This is a genomic window from Candidatus Enterococcus myersii (assembly GCF_017316025.1).
GTDB lineage: Bacteria > Bacillota > Bacilli > Lactobacillales > Enterococcaceae > Enterococcus_C > Enterococcus_C montenegrensis.
The window spans coordinates 1-1065 of the sequence record NZ_JAFLVT010000024.1; the positions used below are offsets into that span (position 1 = coordinate 1).

Consider the following 1065-nt stretch of genomic DNA (forward strand, 5'->3'; position numbering starts at 1 on the left):
TTCGTCGATTGTAAAATTAAGCTAGACAACTAAGAAGATCATTTGTGCTACACTCAAAATAGTTCCGACCAAAGAATTAATAAGGAGTGAGTACAAATGACCTACACCCATCTTACAACAGACGAACTAGTAATCATAGAGTCTTATTTCAAAAATAATCAATCCGTTGCCAAAACTGCGCAATGCTTAGGACGTGCGCGACAAACGATTCATAACGTGTATCAATTTTTGAAAACTGGTGCTACGATACTGAACTACTATCAACAATACAAAGAAAACAAAAAACGCTGCGGTAGACGCTCGATTGCTTTACCAGAAGAACAAAAAGAATATGTTCAAAAGAGGGTTGTTCAAGGGTGGACACCGGATGTGATTGTCGGCCGCTCGGAAATGAAACTTGATTGTTCAGTCCGTACACTGTATCGAATGTTTCAAACTGGCGCATTTAATGTGCGTGATTTGCCTATGAAAGGCAAACGAAAACCAAATGGACACCAAGAAAAACGTGGGAAACAAGCTTTTCGGCGTAGTATACATGAGCGAATCAAGGAGCATCCAAAATTTGAAAACGAATTTGGCCATCTTGAAGGAGACACTATTGTCGGTCGAAAACACAAAAGTGCTGTTATTACATTGGTGGAACGTTTGTCAAAAGTGATTATTACATTGAAGCCAGCCGGTAGACAGGCAATGGACATTGAAAATCGAATTAATCATTGGTTTCAAACGGTTCCTAAACATCTGTTTAAATCAATTACGTTTGACTGTGGGAAAGAATTTTCAAATTGGAAAGCTATGGGAAATCAAAATGATATTGATATTTATTTTGCGGATCCAGGCACCCCGTCACAACGCGCTCTAAATGAACATTCAAATGGATTATTACGTTGTGATGGATTAGTTAAAGCCATGGACTTCAATGAAGTATCAGAATCATTTATTCAAGCTGTTGCTTCCAAACGAAATCACATCCCAAGAAAATCTCTAAAGTATCAAACACCGATGGAAATATTTTTGAGAAATATAAAACCAGATGATTTGTCTAACTTAATTTGACAAATGAAA

At 37.3% G+C, this 1065-nt stretch carries 1 protein-coding gene; it reads left to right on the forward strand.

Annotated elements, in window-relative coordinates; genetic code table 11:
- The first annotated feature begins 96 nt into the window (after nucleotides 1–96).
- The gene (locus JZO76_RS14035) at nucleotides 97–1056 is read left to right on the forward strand and encodes an IS30 family transposase (protein WP_142425605.1); all 960 of its coding nucleotides are present in this window, start codon (nucleotides 97–99) and stop codon (nucleotides 1054–1056) included.
- The last annotated feature ends 9 nt before the right edge of the window (nucleotides 1057–1065 follow it).